Origin of the sequence: Enterobacter sp. DNB-S2, assembly GCF_019443845.1 — a bacterium.
Classification (GTDB): domain Bacteria; phylum Pseudomonadota; class Gammaproteobacteria; order Enterobacterales; family Enterobacteriaceae; genus Enterobacter; species Enterobacter asburiae_B.
The window spans coordinates 222598-238963 of the sequence record NZ_CP050520.1 but is presented as its reverse complement, the minus strand read 5'-3'; the positions used below and the strand labels follow the sequence as shown (position 1 = coordinate 238963).

Annotated in this window: 30 protein-coding genes; 26 read left to right on the top strand and 4 right to left on the bottom strand. The window is 50.9% G+C overall.

Annotated elements, in window-relative coordinates; genetic code table 11:
- Positions 1-15 precede the first annotated feature (15 nt).
- The 26 genes from rpsS to HB664_RS01160 all read left to right on the top strand — a co-directional run bounded on the left by rpsS (position 16) and on the right by HB664_RS01160 (position 12102).
- Positions 16-294, top strand: a complete 279-nt coding sequence (rpsS, locus tag HB664_RS01285; RefSeq protein ID WP_001138117.1) for a 30S ribosomal protein S19 — start codon at positions 16-18, stop codon at positions 292-294.
- A 14-nt stretch (positions 295-308) separates the two neighbouring features.
- Positions 309-641 (top strand): 50S ribosomal protein L22, encoded by a 333-nt coding sequence (gene rplV, locus HB664_RS01280; RefSeq protein WP_002919773.1) that lies wholly within the window; start codon positions 309-311, stop codon positions 639-641.
- Positions 642-658: 17 nt separating this feature from the next.
- Positions 659-1360 (top strand): 30S ribosomal protein S3, encoded by a 702-nt coding sequence (gene rpsC / locus HB664_RS01275; protein WP_000529945.1) that lies wholly within the window; start codon positions 659-661, stop codon positions 1358-1360.
- A gap of 12 nt (positions 1361-1372) precedes the next feature.
- The gene (gene rplP, locus HB664_RS01270) at positions 1373-1783 is read left to right on the top strand and encodes a 50S ribosomal protein L16 (protein ID WP_002919759.1); all 411 of its coding nucleotides are present in this window, start codon (positions 1373-1375) and stop codon (positions 1781-1783) included.
- On the top strand, positions 1783-1974 hold the full coding sequence (gene rpmC, locus HB664_RS01265; protein ID WP_003863282.1) for a 50S ribosomal protein L29: 192 nt from the start codon (positions 1783-1785) through the stop codon (positions 1972-1974). The genes rplP and rpmC overlap by 1 nt, the downstream gene beginning before the upstream one ends.
- Entirely contained in the window at positions 1974-2228 is a 255-nt protein-coding gene (gene rpsQ, locus HB664_RS01260) for a 30S ribosomal protein S17 (RefSeq protein WP_008503489.1), read from the top strand. Before rpmC ends, rpsQ begins: the two co-directional genes overlap by 1 nt.
- Before the next feature lie 166 nt (positions 2229-2394).
- Positions 2395-2766, top strand: a complete 372-nt coding sequence (rplN, locus tag HB664_RS01255; RefSeq protein ID WP_002919748.1) for a 50S ribosomal protein L14 — start codon at positions 2395-2397, stop codon at positions 2764-2766.
- Positions 2767-2776: 10 nt separating this feature from the next.
- Positions 2777-3091 (top strand): 50S ribosomal protein L24, encoded by a 315-nt coding sequence (gene rplX / locus HB664_RS01250; protein ID WP_003863287.1) that lies wholly within the window; start codon positions 2777-2779, stop codon positions 3089-3091.
- 14 nt (positions 3092-3105) lie between these two features.
- Positions 3106-3645: a 50S ribosomal protein L5 gene (gene rplE, locus HB664_RS01245; protein WP_001096206.1), complete on the top strand. Its 540-nt coding sequence runs from the start codon at positions 3106-3108 to the stop codon at positions 3643-3645.
- A 14-nt stretch (positions 3646-3659) separates the two neighbouring features.
- Positions 3660-3965, top strand: a complete 306-nt coding sequence (rpsN, locus tag HB664_RS01240; protein WP_003863291.1) for a 30S ribosomal protein S14 — start codon at positions 3660-3662, stop codon at positions 3963-3965.
- A gap of 30 nt (positions 3966-3995) precedes the next feature.
- Positions 3996-4388, top strand: coding sequence for a 30S ribosomal protein S8 (rpsH, locus tag HB664_RS01235; protein ID WP_006178918.1), 393 nt, complete (start codon positions 3996-3998; stop codon positions 4386-4388).
- Positions 4389-4400: 12 nt separating this feature from the next.
- On the top strand, positions 4401-4934 hold the full coding sequence (rplF, locus tag HB664_RS01230) for a 50S ribosomal protein L6 (protein ID WP_003863296.1): 534 nt from the start codon (positions 4401-4403) through the stop codon (positions 4932-4934).
- A 9-nt stretch (positions 4935-4943) separates the two neighbouring features.
- Complete coding sequence (rplR, locus tag HB664_RS01225; protein WP_003863297.1) at positions 4944-5297, top strand: 50S ribosomal protein L18; 354 nt, start codon at positions 4944-4946, stop codon at positions 5295-5297.
- A gap of 14 nt (positions 5298-5311) precedes the next feature.
- Positions 5312-5812 (top strand): 30S ribosomal protein S5, encoded by a 501-nt coding sequence (rpsE, locus tag HB664_RS01220; protein WP_003863299.1) that lies wholly within the window; start codon positions 5312-5314, stop codon positions 5810-5812.
- Between the two features lie 6 nt (positions 5813-5818).
- On the top strand, positions 5819-5998 hold the full coding sequence (rpmD, locus tag HB664_RS01215) for a 50S ribosomal protein L30 (RefSeq protein ID WP_003863301.1): 180 nt from the start codon (positions 5819-5821) through the stop codon (positions 5996-5998).
- Positions 5999-6001: 3 nt separating this feature from the next.
- Complete coding sequence (gene rplO, locus HB664_RS01210) at positions 6002-6436, top strand: 50S ribosomal protein L15 (protein ID WP_003863304.1); 435 nt, start codon at positions 6002-6004, stop codon at positions 6434-6436.
- A 7-nt stretch (positions 6437-6443) separates the two neighbouring features.
- The gene (secY, locus tag HB664_RS01205) at positions 6444-7775 is read left to right on the top strand and encodes a preprotein translocase subunit SecY (RefSeq protein WP_003863305.1); all 1332 of its coding nucleotides are present in this window, start codon (positions 6444-6446) and stop codon (positions 7773-7775) included.
- A 31-nt stretch (positions 7776-7806) separates the two neighbouring features.
- Positions 7807-7923 carry a 50S ribosomal protein L36 gene (rpmJ, locus tag HB664_RS01200; protein ID WP_000868187.1) on the top strand — a complete coding sequence of 39 codons (117 nt, stop codon included), beginning with the start codon at positions 7807-7809 and terminating at the stop codon, positions 7921-7923.
- A gap of 146 nt (positions 7924-8069) precedes the next feature.
- Positions 8070-8426 (top strand): 30S ribosomal protein S13, encoded by a 357-nt coding sequence (gene rpsM, locus HB664_RS01195; protein ID WP_003863308.1) that lies wholly within the window; start codon positions 8070-8072, stop codon positions 8424-8426.
- Between the two features lie 16 nt (positions 8427-8442).
- Positions 8443-8832, top strand: coding sequence for a 30S ribosomal protein S11 (gene rpsK / locus HB664_RS01190; protein ID WP_003863312.1), 390 nt, complete (start codon positions 8443-8445; stop codon positions 8830-8832).
- Positions 8833-8865: 33 nt separating this feature from the next.
- The gene (gene rpsD, locus HB664_RS01185; protein WP_004868345.1) at positions 8866-9486 is read left to right on the top strand and encodes a 30S ribosomal protein S4; all 621 of its coding nucleotides are present in this window, start codon (positions 8866-8868) and stop codon (positions 9484-9486) included.
- Between the two features lie 25 nt (positions 9487-9511).
- Positions 9512-10501 carry a DNA-directed RNA polymerase subunit alpha gene (locus tag HB664_RS01180; RefSeq protein WP_002919219.1) on the top strand — a complete coding sequence of 330 codons (990 nt, stop codon included), beginning with the start codon at positions 9512-9514 and terminating at the stop codon, positions 10499-10501.
- Positions 10502-10541: 40 nt separating this feature from the next.
- A complete protein-coding gene (rplQ, locus tag HB664_RS01175) occupies positions 10542-10925 on the top strand; it encodes a 50S ribosomal protein L17 (RefSeq protein ID WP_001216368.1) in 384 nt (127 codons plus the stop codon).
- 107 nt (positions 10926-11032) lie between these two features.
- Positions 11033-11401, top strand: coding sequence for a DUF1992 domain-containing protein (locus HB664_RS01170; protein WP_219940282.1), 369 nt, complete (start codon positions 11033-11035; stop codon positions 11399-11401).
- Between the two features lie 2 nt (positions 11402-11403).
- Complete coding sequence (zntR, locus tag HB664_RS01165) at positions 11404-11829, top strand: Zn(2+)-responsive transcriptional regulator (RefSeq protein ID WP_029740638.1); 426 nt, start codon at positions 11404-11406, stop codon at positions 11827-11829.
- A 57-nt stretch (positions 11830-11886) separates the two neighbouring features.
- On the top strand, positions 11887-12102 hold the full coding sequence (locus HB664_RS01160; protein WP_023333665.1) for an alternative ribosome-rescue factor A: 216 nt from the start codon (positions 11887-11889) through the stop codon (positions 12100-12102).
- Here HB664_RS01160 and mscL read toward each other — a convergent pair whose 3' ends face one another.
- The 4 genes from mscL to fmt form a co-directional block, all read right to left on the bottom strand.
- Entirely contained in the window at positions 12103-12513 is a 411-nt protein-coding gene (mscL, locus tag HB664_RS01155) for a large-conductance mechanosensitive channel protein MscL (RefSeq protein ID WP_023309449.1), read from the bottom strand.
- A 146-nt stretch (positions 12514-12659) separates the two neighbouring features.
- Positions 12660-14036 carry a Trk system potassium transporter TrkA gene (gene trkA, locus HB664_RS01150; protein WP_008503482.1) on the bottom strand — a complete coding sequence of 459 codons (1377 nt, stop codon included), beginning with the start codon at positions 14034-14036 and terminating at the stop codon, positions 12660-12662.
- 22 nt (positions 14037-14058) lie between these two features.
- The gene (rsmB, locus tag HB664_RS01145; protein ID WP_219940281.1) at positions 14059-15345 is read right to left on the bottom strand and encodes a 16S rRNA (cytosine(967)-C(5))-methyltransferase RsmB; all 1287 of its coding nucleotides are present in this window, start codon (positions 15343-15345) and stop codon (positions 14059-14061) included.
- Positions 15346-15397: 52 nt separating this feature from the next.
- On the bottom strand, positions 15398-16345 hold the full coding sequence (gene fmt, locus HB664_RS01140) for a methionyl-tRNA formyltransferase (RefSeq protein WP_048977000.1): 948 nt from the start codon (positions 16343-16345) through the stop codon (positions 15398-15400).
- Positions 16346-16366: the final 21 nt, after the last annotated feature.

The window sequence follows — 16366 nt, the reverse complement described above, 5'->3', positions numbered from 1 at the left end:
TTTAGAGGATAAGCCATGCCACGTTCTCTCAAGAAAGGTCCTTTTATTGACCTGCACTTGCTGAAGAAGGTAGAGAAAGCGGTGGAAAGCGGAGACAAGAAGCCCCTGCGCACTTGGTCCCGTCGTTCAACGATCTTTCCTAACATGATCGGTTTGACCATCGCTGTCCATAATGGTCGTCAGCACGTTCCAGTCTTTGTTACCGACGAAATGGTTGGTCACAAACTGGGTGAATTCGCACCGACTCGTACTTATCGCGGCCACGCTGCTGATAAAAAAGCGAAGAAGAAATAAGGTAGGAGGAAGAGATGGAAACTTTAGCTCAACATCGCCATGCTCGTTCTTCTGCTCAGAAGGTTCGCCTTGTTGCTGACCTGATTCGCGGTAAGAAAGTGTCGCAGGCCCTGGACATCCTGACCTATACCAACAAGAAAGCTGCGGTATTGGTCAAGAAAGTACTGGAATCTGCCATTGCTAACGCTGAACACAACGATGGCGCTGACATCGACGATCTGAAAGTCGCGAAAATTTTCGTAGATGAAGGCCCAAGCATGAAGCGCATTATGCCGCGTGCGAAAGGTCGTGCAGATCGCATCCTGAAGCGCACCAGCCACATTACTGTGGTTGTGTCCGATCGCTGAGACTCTGGAGACTAGCAATGGGTCAGAAAGTACATCCTAATGGTATTCGCCTGGGTATTGTAAAACCATGGAACTCTACCTGGTTTGCGAACACCAAAGAATTCGCTGACAACCTGGACAGCGATTTTAAAGTACGTCAGTACCTGACTAAGGAACTGGCTAAAGCGTCTGTATCTCGTATCGTTATCGAGCGTCCAGCGAAGAGCATCCGTGTGACTATTCACACTGCTCGTCCTGGCATCGTTATCGGTAAGAAAGGCGAAGACGTAGAAAAACTGCGCAAGGTCGTAGCGGATATCGCTGGCGTTCCTGCACAGATCAATATCGCTGAAGTTCGTAAGCCTGAACTGGACGCTAAATTGGTTGCTGACAGCATCACTTCACAGCTGGAACGTCGTGTTATGTTCCGTCGTGCTATGAAGCGTGCTGTACAGAACGCAATGCGTCTGGGCGCTAAAGGTATTAAAGTTGAAGTTAGCGGCCGTCTGGGCGGCGCGGAAATCGCACGTACCGAATGGTACCGCGAAGGTCGCGTACCGCTGCACACTCTGCGTGCTGACATCGACTACAACACCTCTGAAGCGCACACCACTTACGGTGTAATCGGCGTTAAGGTATGGATCTTCAAAGGTGAGATCCTGGGTGGTATGGCTGCTGTTGAACAACCGGAAAAACCGGCTGCTCAACCTAAAAAGCAGCAGCGTAAAGGCCGTAAATAAGGAGCGTCGCTGATGTTACAACCAAAGCGTACAAAATTCCGTAAAGTGCACAAAGGCCGCAACCGTGGTCTGGCGCAGGGTACGGATGTTAGCTTCGGCACTTTCGGTCTGAAAGCTGTTGGCCGTGGTCGTCTGACTGCACGTCAGATCGAAGCAGCACGTCGTGCAATGACCCGTGCAGTTAAGCGTCAAGGTAAGATCTGGATCCGTGTATTCCCGGACAAACCGATCACCGAGAAGCCACTGGAAGTTCGTATGGGTAAAGGTAAAGGTAACGTGGAGTACTGGGTTGCCTTAATCCAACCGGGCAAAGTCCTTTATGAAATGGACGGTGTTCCGGAAGAGCTGGCCCGTGAAGCCTTCGGCCTGGCAGCAGCGAAACTGCCTATCAAAACCACCTTTGTAACTAAGACGGTGATGTAATGAAAGCAAAAGAGCTGCGTGAAAAAAGCGTTGAAGAGCTGAACGCTGAGCTGCTGAACCTGCTGCGTGAGCAGTTCAACCTGCGTATGCAGGCTGCAAGTGGCCAACTGCAACAGACTCACCTGCTGAAGCAAGTGCGTCGCAATGTTGCACGCGTTAAGACTTTACTGACTCAGAAGGCGGGTGCGTAATGACCGATAAAATCCGTACTCTGCAAGGTCGTGTTGTTAGCGACAAAATGGAGAAATCCATTGTTGTAGCTATCGAACGTATTGTGAAACACCCGATCTACGGTAAATTCATCAAGCGTACGACCAAACTGCACGTACATGACGAGAACAACGAATGTGGTATCGGCGACAAGGTTGAAATCCGTGAATGCCGTCCACTGTCCAAGACTAAGTCCTGGACGCTGGTTCGCGTTGTAGAGAAAGCGGTTCTGTAATACAGTACGCCTTCTCAATACGAATAAACGGCTCAGCGATGAGCCGTTTATTTTTTCTACCCATATTGCAGAAGCGGTGTTATAATGCCGCGCCCTCGATATGGGGCTTTTTAACGGCTCTGATTTTAGAGTCTCAGGTAGTAGTTGACATTAGCGGAGCACTAAAATGATCCAAGAACAGACTATGCTGAACGTCGCCGACAACTCCGGTGCACGTCGCGTAATGTGTATCAAGGTTCTGGGTGGCTCGCACCGTCGCTACGCAGGCGTAGGCGACATCATCAAGATCACCATCAAGGAAGCAATTCCACGTGGTAAGGTCAAAAAAGGTGATGTGCTGAAGGCGGTAGTGGTGCGCACCAAGAAGGGTGTTCGTCGCCCTGACGGTTCTGTCATTCGCTTCGATGGTAATGCATGCGTTATTTTAAACAATAACAGCGAGCAGCCTATCGGCACGCGTATCTTTGGGCCGGTAACTCGTGAACTTCGTACTGAGAAGTTCATGAAAATTATCTCTCTGGCACCAGAAGTACTCTAAGGAGCGAATCATGGCAGCGAAAATCCGTCGTGATGACGAAGTTATCGTGTTAACCGGTAAAGATAAAGGTAAACGCGGTAAAGTAAAAAATGTTCTGTCTTCCGGCAAACTTGTCGTTGAAGGTATCAACCTGGTTAAGAAACATCAGAAGCCGGTTCCGGCCCTGAACCAACCAGGTGGCATCGTTGAAAAAGAAGCTGCTATTCAGGTTTCTAACGTTGCAATCTTCAATGCGGCTACCGGCAAGGCTGACCGTGTAGGCTTTAGATTCGAAGACGGCAAAAAAGTCCGTTTCTTCAAGTCTAACAGCGAAACTATCAAGTAATTTGGAGTAGTACGATGGCGAAACTGCATGATTACTACAAAGACGAAGTAGTTAACAAACTCATGACTGAGTTTAACTACAATTCTGTCATGCAAGTCCCTCGGGTCGAGAAGATCACCCTGAACATGGGTGTTGGTGAAGCGATCGCTGACAAGAAACTGCTGGATAACGCAGCAGCTGACCTGACAGCAATCTCCGGTCAAAAACCGCTGATCACCAAAGCACGCAAATCTGTTGCAGGCTTCAAAATCCGTCAGGGCTATCCGATCGGCTGTAAAGTAACTCTGCGTGGCGAACGCATGTGGGAGTTCTTTGAGCGCCTGATCACTATTGCTGTTCCACGTATCCGTGACTTCCGTGGCTTGTCCGCTAAGTCTTTCGACGGTCGTGGTAACTACAGCATGGGTGTCCGTGAGCAGATCATCTTCCCAGAAATCGACTACGATAAAGTCGACCGCGTGCGTGGTTTGGATATTACCATTACCACTACTGCGAAATCTGACGAAGAAGGCCGTGCTCTGCTGGCTGCCTTTGACTTCCCGTTCCGCAAGTAAGGTAGGGTTACTGAATGGCTAAGCAATCAATGAAAGCACGCGAAGTAAAGCGCGTAGCTTTAGCTGATAAATTCTTCGCTAAACGCGCTGAACTGAAAGCGATCATTTCTGATGTGAACGCTTCCGACGAAGATCGTTGGAATGCGGTTCTCAAGCTGCAGTCTCTGCCGCGTGATTCCAGCCCGTCTCGTCAGCGTAACCGCTGTCGTCAAACAGGTCGTCCACATGGTTATGTGGGCAAGTTTGGGTTGAGCCGTATCAAACTGCGTGAAGCCGCCATGCGCGGTGAAGTGCCAGGCTTGAAAAAGGCTAGCTGGTAATTACCAATTGAATCACGGGAGTAAAGACAGATGAGCATGCAAGATCCGATCGCGGATATGCTGACCCGTATCCGTAACGGTCAGGCCGCGAACAAAGTTGCGGTCACCATGCCTTCCGCCAAGCTGAAAGTGGCAATTGCCAACGTGCTGAAGGAAGAAGGTTTTATCGAAGATTTTAAAGTTGAAGGCGACACCAAGCCGGAACTGGAACTTACTCTTAAGTATTTCCAGGGTAAAGCTGTTGTAGAAAGCATTCAGCGTGTCAGCCGCCCAGGCCTGCGCATCTATAAGAAAAAAGATGAGCTGCCAAAAGTTATGGCTGGCCTTGGTATCGCAGTTGTTTCTACCTCTAAAGGTGTTATGACTGATCGTGCAGCGCGCCAGGCTGGTCTTGGTGGCGAAATTATCTGCTACGTAGCCTAATCGGAGGAAAGAATGTCTCGTGTTGCTAAAGCACCGGTCGTTATTCCTGCCGGCGTTGATGTAAAAATCGACGGTCAGGTTATTACGATCAAAGGTAAAAACGGCGAGCTGACTCGTACCCTCAACAAAGCTGTTGAAGTTAAACATGCAGATAACGCTCTGACCTTCGGTCCACGTGATGGTTTCGTGGATGGATGGGCTCAGGCTGGTACCGCGCGTGCCCTGCTGAACTCAATGGTTGTTGGTGTTACCGAAGGCTTCACTAAAAAGCTTCAGCTGGTTGGTGTAGGTTATCGTGCAGCTATCAAAGGGAATGCAGTAGGCCTGTCTCTGGGCTTCTCACACCCTGTTGAGCATCCGCTGCCGGCCGGTATCACTGCAGAATGTCCGACTCAAACTGAAATCGTGCTGAAAGGCGCTGATAAACAGCTGATCGGTCAGGTTGCAGCAGATCTGCGCGCCTACCGTCGTCCTGAGCCTTACAAAGGCAAGGGTGTTCGTTACGCCGACGAAGTCGTGCGTACCAAAGAGGCTAAGAAGAAGTAAGGTAACACTATGGATAAGAAATCTGCTCGTATCCGTCGTGCGACCCGCGCACGCCGCAAGCTCAAAGAGCTGGGTGCAACTCGCCTGGTGGTACATCGTACCCCGCGTCATATTTACGCACAGGTAATTGCACCGAACGGTTCTGAAGTTCTGGTAGCTGCTTCTACTGTAGAAAAAGCTATCTCAGAACAATTGAAGTACACCGGTAACAAAGACGCCGCTGCAGCTGTAGGTAAAGCTGTTGCTGAACGCGCTCTGGAAAAAGGCATCAGCAATGTTTCCTTTGACCGTTCCGGGTTCCAATATCATGGTCGTGTCCAGGCACTGGCAGATGCTGCCCGTGAAGCTGGCCTTCAGTTCTAAGGTAGAGGTGTAAGATGGCTCACATCGAAAAACAGGCTGGCGAACTGCAGGAAAAGCTGATCGCGGTAAACCGCGTATCTAAAACCGTTAAAGGTGGTCGTATTTTCTCCTTCACAGCTCTGACTGTAGTAGGCGATGGTAACGGTCGCGTTGGTTTTGGTTACGGTAAAGCGCGTGAAGTTCCAGCAGCGATCCAGAAAGCGATGGAAAAAGCCCGTCGCAATATGATTAACGTCGCGCTGAACAACGGTACCCTGCAACACCCAGTTAAAGGTGTTCACACGGGTTCTCGTGTATTCATGCAGCCAGCTTCAGAAGGTACCGGTATCATCGCCGGTGGTGCAATGCGCGCCGTTCTGGAAGTTGCTGGGGTTCATAACGTTCTGGCCAAAGCATATGGTTCCACCAACCCGATCAACGTGGTTCGTGCAACTATTGATGGCCTGGAAAATATGAATTCTCCAGAAATGGTCGCTGCCAAGCGTGGTAAATCCGTTGAAGAAATTCTGGGGTAATTGACCATGGCAAAGACTATTAAAATCACTCAAACCCGCAGTGCAATCGGTCGTCTGCCGAAACACAAGGCAACGCTGCTTGGCCTGGGTCTGCGTCGTATTGGTCATACCGTTGAGCGCGAGGATACTCCTGCTGTTCGTGGTATGGTCAACGCGGTTTACTTCATGGTTAAAGTTGAGGAGTAAGAGATGCGTTTAAATACTCTGTCTCCGGCCGAAGGCTCTAAAAAGGCGGGTAAACGCCTGGGTCGTGGTATCGGTTCTGGCCTCGGCAAAACCGGTGGTCGTGGTCACAAAGGTCAGAACTCTCGTTCTGGCGGTGGCGTACGTCGCGGTTTCGAGGGTGGCCAGATGCCACTGTACCGTCGTCTGCCGAAGTTCGGCTTCACCTCTCGCAAAGCAGCGATCACAGCGGAAATCCGTCTGTCTGACCTGGCGAAAGTTGAAGGCGGCGTTGTAGACCTGAACACGCTGAAAGCAGCAAACATTATCGGTATCCAGATCGAGTTCGCGAAAGTGATCCTGGCTGGTGAAGTTTCTACTCCGGTAACTGTTCGTGGCCTGCGTGTTACTAAAGGTGCTCGTGCTGCTATCGAAGCTGCTGGCGGTAAAATTGAGGAATAAGTAGCAGATGGCTAAGCAACCGGGATTAGATTTTCAAAGTGCCAAAGGTGGATTTGGTGAGCTGAAACGCAGACTGCTGTTTGTTATCGGCGCGCTGATTGTGTTCCGTATTGGCTCTTTTATTCCGATCCCTGGTATCGATGCCGCTGTACTTGCCAAACTGCTTGAGCAACAGCGAGGTACCATCATTGAAATGTTCAACATGTTCTCTGGTGGTGCCCTCAGCCGTGCTTCTATCTTTGCATTGGGTATTATGCCGTACATTTCGGCATCTATTATTATCCAGCTGCTGACGGTCGTTCATCCGGCCCTGGCAGAGTTGAAGAAAGAAGGGGAGTCTGGACGTCGTAAGATTAGTCAGTACACCCGTTACGGTACTCTGGTGCTGGCAATATTCCAGTCGATCGGTATTGCTACCGGTCTGCCGAATATGCCTGGTATGCAGGGCCTGGTGTTAAACCCGGGCTTTGCATTCTACTTCACCGCTGTTGTAAGTCTGGTCACAGGGACTATGTTCCTGATGTGGCTCGGCGAACAGATTACTGAGCGTGGTATCGGTAACGGTATCTCTATCATTATCTTCGCCGGTATTGTTGCGGGCCTCCCGCCAGCCATCGCCCATACTATCGAGCAAGCGCGTCAAGGCGACCTGCACTTCCTCCTGTTGCTGTTGGTTGCAGTATTAGTATTTGCAGTGACGTTCTTTGTTGTCTTCGTTGAACGTGGTCAACGCCGCATTGTGGTGAACTACGCTAAACGTCAGCAGGGTCGTCGTGTCTATGCTGCACAGAGCACACATTTACCGCTGAAAGTGAACATGGCGGGGGTTATCCCGGCTATCTTCGCTTCCAGTATTATTCTGTTCCCGGCGACCATCGCGTCATGGTTCGGGGGCGGTACTGGTTGGAACTGGCTGACAACAATTTCGCTGTATTTGCAGCCTGGGCAACCACTTTATGTGTTACTCTATGCGTCTGCGATCATCTTCTTCTGTTTCTTCTACACGGCGTTGGTCTTCAACCCGCGTGAAACAGCAGATAACCTGAAGAAGTCCGGTGCATTTGTACCAGGAATTCGTCCGGGAGAGCAAACGGCGAAGTATATCGATAAAGTAATGACTCGCCTGACTTTGGTTGGTGCGCTTTATATTACTTTTATCTGCCTGATCCCGGAGTTCATGCGTGATGCAATGAAAGTACCGTTCTACTTCGGTGGGACCTCACTGCTTATCGTTGTTGTCGTGATTATGGACTTTATGGCTCAAGTGCAAACTCTGATGATGTCCAGTCAGTACGAGTCTGCATTGAAGAAGGCGAACCTGAAAGGCTACGGCCGCTAAATGGTCGCCTGAGAAGTTACGGAGAGTAAAAATGAAAGTTCGTGCTTCCGTCAAGAAATTATGCCGTAACTGCAAAATCGTTAAGCGTGATGGTGTCATCCGTGTGATTTGCAGTGCCGAGCCGAAGCATAAACAGCGCCAAGGCTGATTATTTCGCATATTTTTCTTGCAAAGTTGGGTTGAGCTGGCTAGATTAGCCAGCCAATCTTTTGTATGTCTGTACGTTTCCATTTGAGTATCCTGAAAACGGGCTTTTCAGCATGGTGCGTACATATTAAATAGTAGGAGTGCATAGTGGCCCGTATAGCAGGCATTAACATTCCTGATCAGAAACATGCTGTGATCGCATTAACTTCGATCTACGGCGTCGGCAAGACCCGTTCTAAAGCCATTCTGGCTGCAGCGGGTATCGCTGAAGATGTTAAGATCAGTGAGCTGTCTGAAGAACAAATCGACACGCTGCGTGACGAAGTTGCCAAATTTGTCGTTGAAGGTGATCTGCGCCGTGAAATCAGCATGAGCATCAAGCGCCTGATGGATCTTGGTTGCTATCGCGGTTTGCGTCATCGTCGTGGTCTGCCAGTGCGCGGTCAGCGTACTAAGACCAACGCACGTACCCGTAAGGGTCCGCGCAAACCGATCAAGAAATAATCGGGGTGATTGAATAATGGCAAAGGCACCAGTTCGTGCACGTAAACGTGTAAGAAAACAAGTCTCTGACGGCGTGGCTCATATCCATGCTTCTTTCAACAACACCATCGTTACTATTACTGATCGTCAGGGTAACGCATTGGGTTGGGCAACAGCCGGTGGTTCCGGTTTCCGTGGTTCTCGCAAATCCACTCCGTTCGCAGCTCAGGTTGCAGCAGAGCGTTGCGCAGAAGCCGTAAAAGAATACGGCATCAAGAATCTGGAAGTTATGGTTAAAGGTCCGGGTCCGGGTCGTGAATCTACTGTTCGCGCTCTGAACGCCGCTGGTTTCCGCATCACGAATATTACTGATGTGACTCCGATCCCTCATAACGGTTGTCGTCCGCCGAAAAAACGTCGCGTATAACGCTCCGTTTTTTAGGTTAGTTGGAGATAGAAAATGGCAAGATATTTGGGTCCTAAGCTCAAGCTGAGCCGTCGTGAGGGCACCGACTTATTCCTTAAGTCTGGCGTTCGCGCGATCGATACCAAGTGTAAAATTGAACAAGCTCCTGGCCAGCACGGTGCGCGTAAACCGCGTCTGTCTGACTATGGTGTGCAGTTGCGTGAAAAGCAAAAAGTTCGCCGTATGTACGGTGTGCTGGAGCGTCAGTTCCGTAACTACTATAAAGAAGCAGCACGTCTGAAAGGCAACACAGGTGAAAACCTGCTGGCTCTGCTGGAAGGTCGTCTGGACAACGTTGTATACCGTATGGGCTTCGGCGCTACTCGTGCTGAATCACGTCAGCTGGTTAGCCACAAAGCAATCATGGTAAACGGTCGTGTTGTTAACATCGCTTCTTATCAGGTTAAAGCGAATGACGTTGTTAGCATTCGTGAGAAAGCGAAAAAGCAATCTCGCGTGAAGGCCGCTCTGGAGCTGGCTGAGCAGCGTGAAAAGCCAACCTGGCTGGAAGTTGATGCTGGCAAGATGGAAGGTACGTTCAAGCGTCAGCCAGAACGTTCTGATCTGTCTGCGGACATTAACGAACACCTGATCGTCGAGCTTTACTCCAAGTAAAGCTTAGTACCAAAGAGAGGACACAATGCAGGGTTCTGTGACAGAGTTTCTAAAACCGCGCCTGGTAGATATCGAGCAAGTGAGTTCGACGCACGCCAAGGTGACCCTTGAGCCTTTAGAGCGTGGCTTTGGCCATACTCTGGGTAACGCACTGCGCCGTATTCTGCTCTCATCGATGCCGGGTTGCGCGGTGACCGAGGTTGAGATTGATGGTGTACTTCATGAGTACAGCACCAAAGAAGGCGTTCAGGAAGATATCCTTGAAATCCTGCTCAACCTGAAAGGGCTGGCGGTGAGAGTTCAGGGTAAAGATGAAGTTATTCTTACTCTGAATAAATCTGGCATTGGCCCTGTGACTGCAGCCGACATCACCCACGACGGTGATGTTGAAATCGTCAAGCCGCAGCACGTGATCTGCCACCTGACCGATGAGAACGCAGCTATTAGCATGCGTATCAAAGTTCAGCGCGGTCGTGGTTATGTGCCGGCTTCTGCCCGAATTCATTCGGAAGAAGATGAGCGCCCAATCGGCCGTCTGCTGGTCGACGCATGCTATAGCCCTGTAGAGCGTATTGCCTACAATGTTGAAGCAGCGCGTGTAGAACAGCGTACCGACCTGGACAAGCTGGTCATCGAAATGGAAACCAACGGCACAATCGATCCTGAAGAGGCGATTCGTCGTGCGGCGACCATCCTGGCAGAACAACTGGAAGCTTTCGTTGACTTACGTGATGTACGTCAGCCGGAAGTGAAAGAAGAGAAACCAGAATTCGATCCGATCCTGCTGCGCCCTGTTGACGATCTCGAATTGACTGTCCGCTCTGCTAACTGCCTCAAGGCAGAAGCTATCCACTATATCGGTGATCTGGTACAGCGTACCGAGGTTGAGTTGCTGAAAACGCCGAACCTGGGTAAAAAATCTCTTACCGAGATTAAAGACGTGCTGGCTTCACGTGGTCTGTCTCTGGGCATGCGCCTGGAAAACTGGCCACCAGCAAGCATTGCTGACGAGTAACCGGATCACAGGTTAAGGTTTTACTGAGAAGGATAAGGTCATGCGCCATCGTAAGAGTGGTCGTCAACTGAACCGCAACAGCAGCCATCGCCAGGCTATGTTCCGCAACATGGCAGGTTCACTGGTTCGTCATGAGATCATCAAGACGACCCTGCCTAAAGCGAAAGAGCTGCGTCGCGTAGTTGAGCCGCTGATTACTCTTGCCAAGACTGACAGCGTTGCTAATCGTCGTCTGGCATTCGCCCGTACTCGTGATAACGAGATCGTGGCAAAACTGTTTAACGAACTGGGCCCGCGTTTCGCGAGCCGTGCCGGTGGTTACACTCGCATTCTGAAGTGTGGTTTCCGTGCAGGCGACAACGCGCCGATGGCTTACATCGAGCTGGTTGATCGTTCAGAGAAAGCAGAAGCTGCTGCAGAGTAATCTGCAGTAACGTAAAAAAACCCGCTCCGGCGGGTTTTTTTATATCCGCGATATCCCCACTTCTCTACAATGTCTGTATCAATTCTGTTCATCTCCTGGAGCTGGTAATGTGGTTGCTCGACCAGTGGGCAGAACGCCATATTCGCGATGCCCAAAAAAAAGGTGAATTCGACGATCTCCCCGGGAGCGGCGAACGCCTTGCGCTTGACGATGACTCGCACATCGCACCGGAATTACGGGCTGGATACCGTTTGCTGAAAAATGCGGGCTGTCTCCCCCCGGAGCTCGAACAGCGCAGAGAGGCTGTTGAACTGGCCGATCTTCTCAAAGGGATCCGCCATGACGATCCACGACATTCTGAACTTAGCCGCCGCCTCGCCCTGCTTGAACTCAAGCTGCGCCAGGCTGGGATGAACACTGATTTTCTGCGCGGTGAATACGGTGAAAGATTGATGCAGAAAATAAGCGAGGAGTAGTTATGTACCGCATCGGTGAACTTGCGAAGCTTGCGAACGTCACGCCGGATACTATCCGATATTACGAAAAGCAGCAGATGATCGATCATGAAGTTCGGACTGAAGGAGGCTTTCGCCTTTATACCGATAACGATCTGCAGCGCCTGCGGTTTATTCGTTATGCGCGTCAGCTCGGTTTTACACTGGATTCGATCCGTGAGTTATTATCGATCCGCATCGATCCGGAACATCACACCTGCCAGGAATCTAAAAGCATCGTGCAGGCCCGGCTGGATGAAGTTGAAGCGCGTATACAGGAACTGCAAACCATGCAGCGCTCTCTGCAAAGGCTGAATGATGCCTGCTGCGGTACGGCCCACAGCAGCATTTACTGTTCAATTCTCGAAGCCCTTGAACAGGGAGCGAGTGGAGAAACGCAGGGCTGTTGATTTTTAGTTCAACCGGGTCTAGACTCGCTTCGTCATAAACCCTGCTCTGGAGACGTTATGAGCCGCTATCAGCACACGAAAGGACAAATTAAGGACAATGCCATTGAGGCGTTACTTCACGACCCGTTATTCAGGCAGCGCGTTGAGAAGAATAAAAAAGGGAAAGGAAGTTATCTGCGTAAAGACAAACATGAAAAACGGGGTAACTGGGAGGCCAGTGGCAAGCAAGCGAATCGCTTATTTACCACTGGCCTTCCTGCTTTTATCTGTTGATTAGACGCGGTTATTTTGCTCTTTTAACAGATCGCGGATCTCACTCAACAGCACTTCTTCTTTCGTTGGCGCAGGTGCTGCAGCCGGCTCTTCTTTTTTACGGTTGAGCCTGTTGATCAGCTTGATGGCCATAAATATGGCAAACGCGACAATCACAAAATCAAATACGTTCTGAATAAATACGCCGTAGTGCATCACTACTGCCGGAACATCACCCTGCGCTTCACGCAACGTGAAAGCGAACTGTTTGAAATCAATGCCGCCGATTAACAACCCTAAAGGTGGCATGATAATGTCGGCCACTAATGATGAAACAATCTTGCCGAATGCCGCACCAATAATGACACCCACTGCCAAATCTACCACGTTCCCGCGCATCGCAAATTCGCGAAATTCTTTAATAAAACTCATTGTTCTCTCCTTGTGCCAGCTGACGAGTTTAAGTTTAACAAATGATTAGCCAATTGCCATTCGGGATAATTAAACATTATGAAAAATAAAAGGCACAGAAATGAAAAGGATAAAGTAAGGGTGCTCTTACTCGAGCACCCATTTCTTTAAAGGAAGAATGGACTTGGCTGGAATAAACGTTCGACGTCGGTAATAAACTTTTTATCGGTAAGGAACATAATAACGTGATCGCCTTGCTCAATTCGTAAATTATCATTGGCAATCATGACATCATTCCCGCGCACAACGGCGCCGATAATCGTGCCTGGCGGCAGTTTAATTTCGTCGATCGAACGGCCGACGACGCGCGACGTCGTTTCATCTCCATGAGCCACGGCTTCAATAGCTTCCGCTACGCCACGGCGAAGCGATGACACACCGACAATATCCGCTTTACGAACATGGCTCAGGAGAGCGGAAATTGTCGCCTGCTGAGGGGAAATGGCAATATCAATAACGCTGCCCTGAACCAGATCGACATACGCCTTACGCTGGATAAGCACCATGACTTTTTTAGCCCCCATGCGCTTCGCGAGCATGGCGGACATTATATTCGCCTCGTCGTCGTTGGTGACGGCAATAAAGAGATCAACCTGATCAATATGCTCTTCAGCCAGTAGCTCCTGATCCGACGCATCACCATAAAATACGATCGTATTTTGCAGTTTTTCCGCCAGTTCAGCAGCACGCTGTTGATCGCGCTCGATCAACTTCACGCTGTAATCTTTTTCCAGCCGATGTGCCAGACCGGCACCGATATTGCCACCGCCGACCAGCATAATGCGTTTATAGGGTTTTTCGAGACGCTGAAGTTCACTCATCACCGCACGAATATGCTGTGAGGCCGCAATAAAGAAGACCTCATCACCGGCTTCGACAATCGTGGAGCCTTGCGGGCGAATTGGCCTGTCGTGACGGAAAATCGCTGCGACGCGCGTATCGATATGCGGCATGTGCTCGCGCATGGTAGAAAGCGCATTGCCGATCAATGGTCCGCCGTAATAGGCCTTAACTACTGCCAGGCTCACTTTGCCCTCGGCAAAGTTCACTACCTGCAGGGCGCCCGGATATTCGATCAGGCGATAGATATTGTCGATAACCAGCTGTTCTGGCGCGATGAGGTGGTCAATGGGGACCGCTTCGGAATTAAACAGTTTTTCAGCATCGCGAACATAGTCCGGAGAGCGAATGCGCGCAATTCGGTTTGGCGTGTTGAAAAGCGAGTAGGCCACCTGACAGGCCACCATATTGGTTTCGTCAGAACTGGTTACCGCAACCAGCATGTCGGCATCGTCGGCGCCCGCTTCACGAAGAACACGGGGGTGCGAACCATGACCCTGTACCACGCGCAGGTCAAACTTGTCCTGTAAGACACGCAGACGATCGCCGTTGGTATCAACAATTGTGATGTCGTTGTTTTCGCCAACCAGGTTTTCCGCCAGCGTTCCGCCCACCTGTCCTGCACCCAGAATGATAATCTTCATATCTCGTGACCTGTTCTCAACATCACTCTTTGATTAGCTTAGCGTAAAAGAAGCCATCACCCTCTTCAGCACCCGGCAGGTTCTGCAGACCCGGGGATTCAGGCGTTCCCGTATCGCGCAGCGCGGCGTCCGGCGTACGTTTAAGGAAGGCCGTGATTTGCTGGCTGTTTTCTTCCGGCAGCACGGAGCAGGTTGCATAGACCAGCGTTCCACCAGGCTTAAGATGCGGCCAAATGGCGTCGAGAATGTCGGATTGCAGTTGGGCAAGTTCCTTAATATCACGATCGCGGCGTAGCCACTTGATGTCAGGATGACGACGAATAACACCGGTTGCAGAGCAGGGAGCATCCAGCAAAATGCGATCGAACTGGGTTTCACCACACCATTCTGCGGGTTTGCGTCCATCGCCCTGCTTAACCTGAGCCTTCATGCCGAGACGCTTGAGGTTGTCGTAGACGCGTGAGAGACGCTGTTCATCGACGTCCACTGCCATCACGCTGGCCTGCGGAGCCACTTCAAGAATATGCGTCGTTTTGCCCCCAGGCGCGGCGCAAAGATCGAGGATCTGCTCACCATTTTTGGGTTCAAGCCAGGTCATGCAACCCTGAGCCGAGGCATCCTGTACGGTTACCCAGCCTTCATCAAAACCGGGTAATGCATGTACCGGTGCCGGTGAGGCCAGACGTACAGCATCCGGATAGGCTTGATGCGGGAATCCACTCATTCCAGCTTCTTCAAGTAATGCCAGCCATGCGTCACGAGTGTGGTGATTACGATTCACGCGTAGCCACATTGGCGGGCGCTGGTTGTTGGCATCGGCAATCTCCTCCCACTGCTGTGGATAAGCTTTTTTCAGGCGCCTCAACAGCCAGTCCGGGTGCAGAAAACGTGCTTCGCTTTGGGCAAATTCAGCCAGAAGCTCTTCCTGCTGTCTCTGGAACTGACGCAGTACGCCGTTGATCAGACCTTTCAGCTGAGGGCGTTTAATCGCAACGGCGCCTTCAACCGTCTCAGCCAGCGCGGCATGAGGTGGGATGCGGGTATGAAGAAGCTGATAAAAACCCACAATAATCAAATAGTGTACGGTGCGCTGCTTGCCTGTCATTGGGCGTGACATCAGCTTGTTAATCAGCCACTCAAGCTGAGAAAGCGTGCGCAGAACGCCAAAGCAGAGCTCCTGAAGCAGGGCTTTGTCTTTATCCGATACTTTTTGTTGCAGGGGAGGCAGGACGTTACTTAGTGACTGGCCCTGCTCGATAACCTGCTCAACGGCCTGAGCCGCCATACTGCGTAGATTTTGTTTTTTCATAACCGTAAAAATAAAAATGCCCGGAAACACCGGGCCTTAAGGATAGATTTGCTCAGGCAAGACGATTGCCCGGAATAAACCATTCGCGACGGGAATTTAACAGATCCTGAGCGCTCATGGCCTTCTTACCAGCCGGTTGTAGCGATTCAAGATTGAGGATCCCTTGCCCAGTCGCCACCTGAATTCCGTTCTTGTTGGCGTCAACAATCGTACCGGGTTCAGCCGTGGTAGTACCGCTAATGACGGAAGCTTTCCAGACTTTCACCGGCTGCTCATCAATCTCCATCCAGCTCATTGGCCACGGATTAAAAGCGCGAATGCAGCGTTCAAGCTGCGCGGCTGACAGGGACCAGTCTATCCGCGCTTCTTCTTTGCTCAGTTTTTCGGCATAAGTCACCAGCGCGTCATCCTGAACTTCCGGTTTCGCCGTATTGTCAGCAAGCTGCTGGAGCGTCTCGATAAGCCCTTGTGGGCCAAGGTCTGCCAGTTTGTCATACAGCGTAGCGCTGGTATCGTCTGACGTTATGGGGCACGCCAGTTTATACAGCATATCGCCGGTGTCTAAACCTACGTCCATCTTCATAATGGTAACGCCCGTTTCGGCATCACCTGCCCACAGCGAGCGCTGGATAGGTGCAGCACCACGCCAGCGCGGAAGCAGAGACCCGTGCACGTTGATGCACCCCAGGCGAGGCATATCGAGCACAGCTTTCGGCAGAATTAAACCGTAAGCCACCACCACCATTACGTCGGCATTCAGGTCAGCAACCAGCTGCTGATTTTCCTGTGGGCGTAACGATGCGGGCTGGAAAACGGGTAGCCCATGCTCTTCTGCCAGCACCTTTACCGGGCTCGGCATCAGTTTTTTACCGCGACCTGCCGGACGGTCAGGCTGGGTAAAGACGCCAACAACCTGGTGACCAGAAGATAACAGCGCGTCAAGATGACGCGCTGCAAAATCAGGGGTTCCCGCGAAGATAATACGTAGTGTTTTAGACACGATGATCCTTGTATCCGGGGG

Bases quoted from the DNA above. Each gene is read 5' to 3' on its own strand.
- rpsS (WP_001138117.1), top strand. From the start codon at position 16: ATGCCACGTTCTCTCAAGAAAGGTCCTTTTATTGACCTGCACTTGCTG.
- rplV (WP_002919773.1), top strand. From the start codon at position 309: ATGGAAACTTTAGCTCAACATCGCCATGCTCGTTCTTCTGCTCAGAAG.
- rpsC (WP_000529945.1), top strand. From the start codon at position 659: ATGGGTCAGAAAGTACATCCTAATGGTATTCGCCTGGGTATTGTAAAA.
- rplP (WP_002919759.1), top strand. From the start codon at position 1,373: ATGTTACAACCAAAGCGTACAAAATTCCGTAAAGTGCACAAAGGCCGC.
- rpmC (WP_003863282.1), top strand. From the start codon at position 1,783: ATGAAAGCAAAAGAGCTGCGTGAAAAAAGCGTTGAAGAGCTGAACGCT.
- rpsQ (WP_008503489.1), top strand. From the start codon at position 1,974: ATGACCGATAAAATCCGTACTCTGCAAGGTCGTGTTGTTAGCGACAAA.
- rplN (WP_002919748.1), top strand. From the start codon at position 2,395: ATGATCCAAGAACAGACTATGCTGAACGTCGCCGACAACTCCGGTGCA.
- rplX (WP_003863287.1), top strand. From the start codon at position 2,777: ATGGCAGCGAAAATCCGTCGTGATGACGAAGTTATCGTGTTAACCGGT.
- rplE (WP_001096206.1), top strand. From the start codon at position 3,106: ATGGCGAAACTGCATGATTACTACAAAGACGAAGTAGTTAACAAACTC.
- rpsN (WP_003863291.1), top strand. From the start codon at position 3,660: ATGGCTAAGCAATCAATGAAAGCACGCGAAGTAAAGCGCGTAGCTTTA.
- rpsH (WP_006178918.1), top strand. From the start codon at position 3,996: ATGAGCATGCAAGATCCGATCGCGGATATGCTGACCCGTATCCGTAAC.
- rplF (WP_003863296.1), top strand. From the start codon at position 4,401: ATGTCTCGTGTTGCTAAAGCACCGGTCGTTATTCCTGCCGGCGTTGAT.
- rplR (WP_003863297.1), top strand. From the start codon at position 4,944: ATGGATAAGAAATCTGCTCGTATCCGTCGTGCGACCCGCGCACGCCGC.
- rpsE (WP_003863299.1), top strand. From the start codon at position 5,312: ATGGCTCACATCGAAAAACAGGCTGGCGAACTGCAGGAAAAGCTGATC.
- rpmD (WP_003863301.1), top strand. From the start codon at position 5,819: ATGGCAAAGACTATTAAAATCACTCAAACCCGCAGTGCAATCGGTCGT.
- rplO (WP_003863304.1), top strand. From the start codon at position 6,002: ATGCGTTTAAATACTCTGTCTCCGGCCGAAGGCTCTAAAAAGGCGGGT.
- secY (WP_003863305.1), top strand. From the start codon at position 6,444: ATGGCTAAGCAACCGGGATTAGATTTTCAAAGTGCCAAAGGTGGATTT.
- rpmJ (WP_000868187.1), top strand. From the start codon at position 7,807: ATGAAAGTTCGTGCTTCCGTCAAGAAATTATGCCGTAACTGCAAAATC.
- rpsK (WP_003863312.1), top strand. From the start codon at position 8,443: ATGGCAAAGGCACCAGTTCGTGCACGTAAACGTGTAAGAAAACAAGTC.
- rpsD (WP_004868345.1), top strand. From the start codon at position 8,866: ATGGCAAGATATTTGGGTCCTAAGCTCAAGCTGAGCCGTCGTGAGGGC.
- HB664_RS01180 (WP_002919219.1), top strand. From the start codon at position 9,512: ATGCAGGGTTCTGTGACAGAGTTTCTAAAACCGCGCCTGGTAGATATC.
- rplQ (WP_001216368.1), top strand. From the start codon at position 10,542: ATGCGCCATCGTAAGAGTGGTCGTCAACTGAACCGCAACAGCAGCCAT.
- HB664_RS01170 (WP_219940282.1), top strand. From the start codon at position 11,033: ATGTGGTTGCTCGACCAGTGGGCAGAACGCCATATTCGCGATGCCCAA.
- zntR (WP_029740638.1), top strand. From the start codon at position 11,404: ATGTACCGCATCGGTGAACTTGCGAAGCTTGCGAACGTCACGCCGGAT.
- HB664_RS01160 (WP_023333665.1), top strand. From the start codon at position 11,887: ATGAGCCGCTATCAGCACACGAAAGGACAAATTAAGGACAATGCCATT.
- mscL (WP_023309449.1), bottom strand. From the start codon at position 12,513: ATGAGTTTTATTAAAGAATTTCGCGAATTTGCGATGCGCGGGAACGTG.
- trkA (WP_008503482.1), bottom strand. From the start codon at position 14,036: ATGAAGATTATCATTCTGGGTGCAGGACAGGTGGGCGGAACGCTGGCG.
- rsmB (WP_219940281.1), bottom strand. From the start codon at position 15,345: ATGAAAAAACAAAATCTACGCAGTATGGCGGCTCAGGCCGTTGAGCAG.